The 7731-nt window shown below is 69.3% G+C and carries 7 protein-coding genes; all 7 read left to right on the top strand.

Translation table 11 applies throughout. The features are described 5' to 3' along the window. Nucleotides 1–2528, top strand: a 2528-nt coding sequence (infB, locus tag D7Y11_RS40230) for a translation initiation factor IF-2 (RefSeq protein WP_126936322.1), incomplete at its 5' end; no start/stop codon positions are given. A gap of 121 nt (nt 2529–2649) precedes the next feature. Continuing rightward, nucleotides 2650–3258, top strand: a complete 609-nt coding sequence (locus D7Y11_RS40235) for a DUF503 domain-containing protein (protein WP_126936323.1) — start codon at nt 2650–2652, stop codon at nt 3256–3258. After that, nucleotides 3255–3614, top strand: a complete 360-nt coding sequence (rbfA, locus tag D7Y11_RS40240) for a 30S ribosome-binding factor RbfA (RefSeq protein ID WP_120558419.1) — start codon at nt 3255–3257, stop codon at nt 3612–3614. The genes D7Y11_RS40235 and rbfA overlap by 4 nt, the downstream gene beginning before the upstream one ends. 10 nt (nt 3615–3624) lie before the next feature. Continuing rightward, complete coding sequence (truB, locus tag D7Y11_RS40245; RefSeq protein ID WP_120575729.1) at nt 3625–4488, top strand: tRNA pseudouridine(55) synthase TruB; 864 nt, start codon at nt 3625–3627, stop codon at nt 4486–4488. Beyond that, nucleotides 4489–4818 carry a hypothetical protein gene (locus D7Y11_RS40250; protein ID WP_120575730.1) on the top strand — a complete coding sequence of 110 codons (330 nt, stop codon included), beginning with the start codon at nt 4489–4491 and terminating at the stop codon, nt 4816–4818. It abuts the gene before it with no gap. A gap of 125 nt (nt 4819–4943) precedes the next feature. Then, nucleotides 4944–5213: a 30S ribosomal protein S15 gene (rpsO, locus tag D7Y11_RS40255; RefSeq protein ID WP_120575731.1), complete on the top strand. Its 270-nt coding sequence runs from the start codon at nt 4944–4946 to the stop codon at nt 5211–5213. 375 nt (nt 5214–5588) lie between these two features. Further along, nucleotides 5589–7731 (top strand): polyribonucleotide nucleotidyltransferase (pnp, locus tag D7Y11_RS40260; protein ID WP_126936324.1); only part of this gene is annotated, 2143 nt, incomplete at its 3' end.

Here is a 7731-nt window from a genome sequence, read left to right on the forward strand (position 1 = left end):
CCCCTACGCGCTCGCCGGCCCCGCCCACCGCACGGACGCCTTCTTCCACGTCGACGTCCGCGACGGTCATCTCCCGAGGTCCCGGTTACGTGCAGCGTCCGGGTTCCACGGGCGGGCGTCCTGGTGGGCCGCCGGGCAGCCGTCCGGGTGGTCCGGGTGGTCCTGGCAGCCGTCCGGGTGGTCCGGGTGGGCCTGGCAGCCGTCCTGGCGCGCCCATGCAGGGCCGCCCGGGTGGGCCGCCCATGAACCGTCCGGGAGCGCCCATGCAGGCGCGTCCGGGCCAGATGGGGCCGGTGCGTCCGTCCTCGCCGCCCACGGCCGGCACGGGAGCCCCGGTGCAGCCGACCGGCCCGACCATCATGGTCGGCGGCGTCCCGCACGCCCAGGTCGCGCCCACGCCGGGTGCCCAGGCGCGCCCCACGGCCACCCAGGCCGTGGTGATTTCGCGCCCGCTCATCCAGGTCCGCCGCGTCACGCCCACCACGACCCAGGCCAAGCAGTACCCCATGGCCCCGGGCCGCACGGCGCTGGGCACGGAGAAGCGCGAGTACAAGGTCGTCCCGGATCACCTGGGTCGCGGCCGCGAGCTGGTGGACGTCTCCAAGAACAAGGAGCGTGGCCAGCGCAAGCGCACGGGTCCTGAGACGACCAGCGTGTCCAAGCAGGAGCTGTCGGACATGGTCTGGGGCCGCATCCAGATCCCCGTCCGCGGCAAGAAGCGCAAGCCCACGAAGAAGGGCGCCAAGACGCAGATCACCCAGATGGCCGAGGAGAAGAAGGTCATCAAGCTCCAGGAGGGCATCAGCGTCTCCGACCTGGGTCAGCGCATGGGTATCCGCACCGCGGAGCTCATCAAGAAGCTGATGGGCATGCAGAAGATGGCCACGGCGAACCAGATTCTGGACGCCGACACCGCGGAGCTCATCGCCACCGAATACCACTGGAAGGTCGAGCGCGTCGGCTTCGAGGTGGAGGACTACCTGCCGGAGGTCGCGGCCAAGGCCGAGGACGAGCGTCCCCGTCCGCCGGTGGTCACCATCATGGGCCACGTCGACCACGGCAAGACGAGCCTGCTGGACGCCATCCGCCAGGCCAGCGTGGCCTCGGGCGAGGCGGGCGGCATCACCCAGCACATCGGCGCGTACAGCGTGTCCACCGCGCGCGGAGACGTCACGTTCCTGGACACCCCGGGCCACGAGGCCTTCACGTCCATGCGCGCCCGTGGCGCCAACGTGACGGACATCGTGGTGCTGGTGGTGGCCGCGGACGACGGCGTGATGCCCCAGACCATCGAGGCCATCAAGCACGCCAAGCAGGCGGAAGTGCCCATCGTCGTCGCCATCAACAAGATGGACGTCCCGGGCGCCAATCCCGACCGCGTGAAGAAGGACCTCGCGAGCCAGGAACTGGTGCCGGAAGAGTGGGGCGGCGACACCATCATGGTGCCCGTCTCCGCGAAGACGAAGATGAACCTGGATCTCCTCCTGGAGAACCTGGCGCTGCAGGCGGAAGTCCTCGAGCTGACGGCGAATCCCTCCCGTCCGTCCGTGGGCGCCGTCGTGGAAGCGAAGCTGGAGCGTGGCCGCGGTCCCGTGGCCACGGTGCTGGTGCAGGAGGGCACGCTCAAGCTGGGCGACGCCATCGTCACCGGCACGCACTACGGCCGCGTCCGCGCCATGAACAACAGCCGCGGCGAGGCGGTGAAGGAAGTGAAGCCGGGCTACTGCGCGGAGGTCGTCGGCCTGTCCGGCGTGCCCACCGCGGGTGACGCCATCAACGTCGTCTCCGACGAGAAGGCGGCCAAGCAGATCGCCGACCACCGCGGCATGAAGGAGCGGCAGACGGAGCTCGGCAAGGTCAGCCGCGAGTCCCTGGAGCAGCTCTTCGCCAAGACGAAGGCGGGCGGCGGTCCCAAGGAGCTGCGCGTCATCATCAAGGCGGACGTGCAGGGCTCGGCGGAGGCCGTGCGCCAGGCGGTGGACAAGCTCACCACGCACAAGGTGCGGGTGGTCATCATCGACGCGGGCGTGGGCGCCATCACGGAGACCGACGTCATGCGCGCCGCCGCTTCCAAGGGCGTCGTGCTGGGCTTCAACGTGAAGCCGGAGTCGGGCTCGGAGGCCGCGGCCAAGGCGCAGCAGGTGACGCTGCAGAGCTACTCCATCATCTACGAGCTCATCGACGGGGTTCGCTTGGAGATGGAGGGCCTCCTGGAGCCCATCCGCACCGAGCGCAAGCTGGGCCGTGCGGAGGTGCGCAACACCTTCAATGTGCCGAAGCTGGGAACCATCGCCGGCGCGGCCGTCCTGGACGGCGTGATGAAGCGCGGCTCGTTCGTGCGCCTCATGCGCGAGAACAAGCAGCTCTTCTCCGGGAAGATGGCGTCGCTGCGCCGCTTCAAGGACGACGTGAAGGAAGTCGCGCAGGGCTTCGAGTGCGGTATCGGCATCGAGAACTTCAACGACCTCAAGGCCGGCGACATCATCGAGGCCTACGAGATCGAGGAGACCCGGCAGAGCCTCTCGTAGTCCTGGAGAGGCGCACTCGACGGACCCCGGGGAAAGGCCCCACCTTTCCCGGGGGATGGACGATGCGACGGCGCCTGGGCGTGGATGACGCGCCCGGCGGCCGTTGGCCTGGGGGACCTCTATGTTCGTCGGAGTCGCACGCCTCACCCTCCAGATTCCGGAGAGCGCCTCGCTGAAGTCCAAGCGGCAGGTGCTCCGCCGGGTGACGGACCGGGTGAAGGCCCGCTTCAACGTGGCCGTCGCGGAGGTGGACGACCAGGACCTCTGGCAGAAGGCGTCGGTGGCCCTGGCCGTGGTGGGCAACGCGCGCGGGCACGTGGATGAGCAGCTGGAGAAGATCATCCACTTCATCGAAGAGATGTACGTCGCGCCGCTGATGGCCCGGGAGACGGAGATCGTCGCCTTCGGGGACACGCTCTACTCGGACAAGGGGCCGGTGGCTGGCGCCTTCCGTGCTCCAGCGAAGGTGCCAGACCTGGAGGACGAGGACGCCCACCTGTCTCCCGAGGACGCGAACTCGCACTCGGAGGCGGCGATTGCCCGCTTCCTGCGCAGCGACCGCTCGCTGGCGGAGGCGGAGGGGCTGGGTTCGTGGGAGCAGCGGCACGAGGGCGCGGGCCCCGGGCCCGGGACTTCACGACCCACGGGTGAGGGTGGAACGCTGAATCTGGACGACGCGCGGGCCAAGGCCCGGGCGCTGCGCAACCCGCGAGATTGGGAGAAGAAATGACGACGCATTCACGACCCGAGCGCGTGGGGCAGGAAATCCAGGCGGCCATCGGCGCCCTGCTGACGCGCGGGGAATTGCGCGACCCGCGCATCGGCTTCATCACCATCACCGGCGTGAAGGTGTCGCCGGACCTGCGGGTGGCGAAGGTCTTCTATTCGATGCTGGGCACGGACCAGGAGAAGGCGGACACGCAGAAAGGCCTGGAAGCGGCCAAGGGCTTCGTGCGCCGCGAGGTGACGTCCGCGGTCAACCTGCGCGTGTCGCCGGAAATCTTCTTCGCCTTCGACGCGTCCGTGGGCGAGGGCGATAAGATCGACCGGCTCCTGCGCGAGGTGCGCGGCAAGGAAGGCTGGTAGGCCCCGCTTCATGGACGGCGTTCTCGTCATCGACAAGCCCCTGGGCCCCACGTCCTTCGACGTGGTCCGGCAGGTGCGCGGCCTGCTGAAGGTGAAGAAGGCGGGCCACACGGGCACGCTGGACCCCATGGCCACCGGTGTGCTGCCGGTGTGCCTGGGAGAGGCCACCAAGGTCGCCGGCATCATCACGGAGGGCGACAAGGCCTACGACGCCGTGGTGCGGCTGGGCGTGGAGACGGACACCCAGGACGCCCAGGGCAAGCCCACGGCGGAGGCCCCGGTGCCCCCGCTGACGGCCCCGCTGCTGGAGGCGGCGCTCGCCCGGTTCCGGGGCACGTTCGACCAGGTGCCGCCCATGTACTCGGCGGTGAAGGTGGCCGGGAAGCGGCTCTACGAACTGGCGCGCGCCGGGGAAGAGGTGGAGCGGGCCAGCCGCAGCGTCACCGTGCATGAGCTGGTGCTGCGCGACTTCTCCGCGGACCGGCTGACCCTGTCGGTGCGGTGCACCAAGGGGTTTTATGTGCGCACGCTGGCGTACGACCTGGGCCGCGCGCTGGGCTGCGGGGCGCACCTGGAGGCGCTCCGGCGCACCATGAGCGGCCCCTTCACGCTGGCGCGCGCGCTGCCCCTGGGGGACCTGGCGTCCCTGTCTCGCGAAGCGGTGGCCGGTCGGCTGGTGTCGCTGGCGGACGCGCTGACGGACCTGCCGGCGGTCCGGGTGACCGCGGACGAGGCCCGGCGGGTGTTGCACGGCGTCCCCGTGGAGGTCGCCCCCGTGCCCGGCCGGGTGCGGGTGCTGGGCCCGGATGACGCGCTGCTCGCCATGGCGGAAGTGGTGGGCGGACGGCTGCGTTACCAGCGGGTTTTCAACTGAGTGGCCACCCGCACCCATGACATCACCGTGAGCGTGGCCCCGGGCCTTCGCGGCGCCTTCGACGGGCGGCGCGAGCTGTCCCTGGGCGTACCCGCGACGGCGGGCATCGGCGACGTGGTGGAGGCGCTCCTGCGCTTGTATCCCCGTACCCGTCAGTTGTTGGCGGGTGATGGTGGCGAGGCGGGGGGCGCCTATCTGCACGTGGCCCTGGACGAGGCCTCGGCCCGGGAGCTCTCCCCGGGCGGAGGCGGAATTCCGGGCGGTTGCCGGTTGTACGTCTTCGCACTGTCCCGGCCCCCCAAGGGCGGACGGACAGTCGGCGAAGGTTGACCCCCCAGGGGGTGAAGCTTATAAGCGGCCCGCTCGTTAGAAGGACCATGAGGCCGGGTCTGTACCCCTCCGCGGACCCAGGCGGCACGAGCGGTCACCCCGGAGCGGGATTCAGGAAGAAGCCCATGTCGTTGCATCAGGAACGCAAGAGCGAGCTGGTCACGAAGTACCGCACCCACGAGTCCGACACCGGCTCGCCCGAGGTGCAGGTGGCGCTGCTGTCCGAGCGCATCAACATGCTCACCGAGCACTTCAAGACCCACAAGAAGGACCACCACTCCCGCCGCGGTCTGCTGAAGCTGGTCGGTCAGCGCCGCCGCATGCTGGACTACCTCAAGTCCAAGGACGTGGCGCGCTACAAGAAGCTCATCGAGGGTCTCGGCATCCGCAAGTAGTCCTCGAGCAGCACCCGGGGCGCTGGCACACCACCAGCGCCCCATGCATTTGGGCAGCACGTTTCACGGCGAAGGAGTGGGCGAGGGAGAGGTGGAGGCGGGCTCTTTTGGTTTCCGTTCAGACCGGCCGACCCGGAAGTCACGGGTGGGCGGGTGTGATCAGGGATCAAGAGGTCTGGTCCATCCCTCCGGCGCTCCGCAACGGAGCCCGTTTCCGCAGTACAGGCAGCGTTCGTCTGGCATGTGCCTGCTTCAGGCCCTGGCGACCGCTCAATCCCAGAGGGCCCCTTCCGGGCGGCTCCTGCCCCACGCACGTGGGCGGGCCGCGGCTGGCAAGGGTCCTCGCACGCGAAGCAGGCACAGAGGCCACACGACATGTTGAAGAAGAGCGTCAAGATTGGTGAGAACGAGCTGAGCATCGAGACGGGCCGCCTGGCCAAGCAGGCCGACGGTTCCGTGGTGGTCCGCTACGGCGACACCATGCTGCTCGTCACCGCGGTGAGCGCGCGGGAGAAGAAGGACATCGACTTCCTGCCCCTCACGGTGGAGTACCAGGAGAAGCTGTACTCGGCGGGCCGCATCCCGGGCAGCTACTTCAAGCGCGAGGGCCGCCTCACGGAGAAGGAGACGCTGGCCTCCCGCGTGGTGGACCGCTCCCTCCGTCCGCTGTTCCCGGAAGGCTACGCCTACGAGACGCAGGTCATCTCGTCCGTCATCTCCGCGGACCCGGAGAACGAGGGTGACATCCACGGCATCACCGGTGCCTCCGCGGCGCTGTGGGTGTCGGACATCCCGTTCAACGGCCCCATCGCGGGCATCCGCGTGGGCCGCGTGGGCGGTCAGTTCGTGGCCAACCCCACCGCCAAGCAGCGCGAGCAGAGCGACCTGGACCTCGTCATGGCGGTGAGCCGCGAGGCCATCGTGATGGTGGAGGGTGGCGCGGAAGAGGTCAGCGAGGCGGACATGGTGGCGGCGCTGGAGTTCGGCCGTCAGAACGCCCAGCCCGCGCTGGACATCCAGGACCAGCTGCGCACGGAGCTGAAGAAGCAGGTCCGCTCCTACGACAAGCCCGCCACCATCGACGAGGGCCTGCGCAACCAGGTCCGCGAGCTGGCGCTGGAGGGCGTGAAGGCCGGCTACGCCATCAAGGAGAAGGGCGCGCGCTACGAGGCGCTCTCCAAGACGAAGAAGGCGGCGGTCGCGGCGCTCAAGGAGAAGCTGGGCGCGGAGTTCACCCCGCAGGTGGAGAAGCACGCCAAGCAGGTCATCGAGGACCTGAAGTACGACCACATGCGTGAGCTCACCGTGAATGGTGGCCGCATCGGTGACCGTCCGCACAACGTGGTGCGCTCCATCACCAACGAGGTGGGCGTGCTGCCCCGCACGCACGGCAGCGCGGTCTTCACCCGCGGCGAGACGCAGGCGCTCGTGGTCGCCACGCTGGGCACCAGCGAGGACGAGCAGCGGCTGGAGCTGCTCAGCGGCCAGGCCTTCAAGCGCTTCATGCTGCACTACAACTTCCCGCCGTTCAGCGTGAACGAGACCAAGCCCCTGCGCGGCCCCGGCCGTCGCGAGGTCGGTCACGGCGCCCTGGCGGAGCGCGCGCTGCGCAACATGATTCCGGCCAGCGACTCGTTCCCGTACACCGTGCGTCTGGTGTCGGAGATCCTCGAGTCCAACGGCTCCTCGTCCATGGCCTCTGTGTGCGGTGGCACGCTGGCGCTGATGGACGCGGGCGTCCCCATCAAGGCGCCGGTGGCGGGCATCGCCATGGGCCTGGTGAAGGAGGGCGAGAAGATCGCCATCCTGTCCGACATCCTGGGTGACGAGGACCACCTGGGCGACATGGACTTCAAGGTCTGCGGCACGTCCAAGGGCATCACGTCCATCCAGATGGACATCAAGATCACCGGCCTCACCACGGAGATCATGAGCCGCGCGCTGGAGCAGGCGCGTCAGGGCCGCGTGCACATCCTTGCGGAGATGGCGAAGACGCTGGACGCGCCGCGCAAGGAGATCAGCCAGTTCGCGCCGCGCATCACGACCATCCAGATCCGTCCGGAGTTCATCAAGAACGTCATCGGGCCGGGCGGCAAGGTGATCAAGGACATCATCGCCCGCACGGGTGCCGCGATTAACATCGAGGACACCGGCCGCGTGGACATCGCCAGCGCGAACGGCGAGGCGGTGAAGGCGGCCATCGCGATGATCCAGGCGCTCACCCGCGAGGCGGAGATCGGGAAGATCTACACGGGCACCGTCCGGAAGATCGCCGAGTTCGGCGCCTTCGTGGAGCTGTTCCCGGGCACCGACGGCCTCATCCACATCTCCGAGCTGTCCGACAAGCGCGTGAAGAGCGTGTCGGACGTGCTGACCGAGGGCGACGAGGTGCTGGTGAAGGTCGTCAGCATCGACAAGACGGGCAAGATCCGCCTGTCGCGCAAGGAGGCCATGGCCGAGCGCACCGCCGCGCAGGGCACGCCCCCGGCCGCCGCCGCCCCGGCCGCCCCGGCCGCCC

The organism is Corallococcus sp. AB018 (assembly GCF_003986945.1).
GTDB lineage: Bacteria > Myxococcota > Myxococcia > Myxococcales > Myxococcaceae > Corallococcus > Corallococcus exiguus.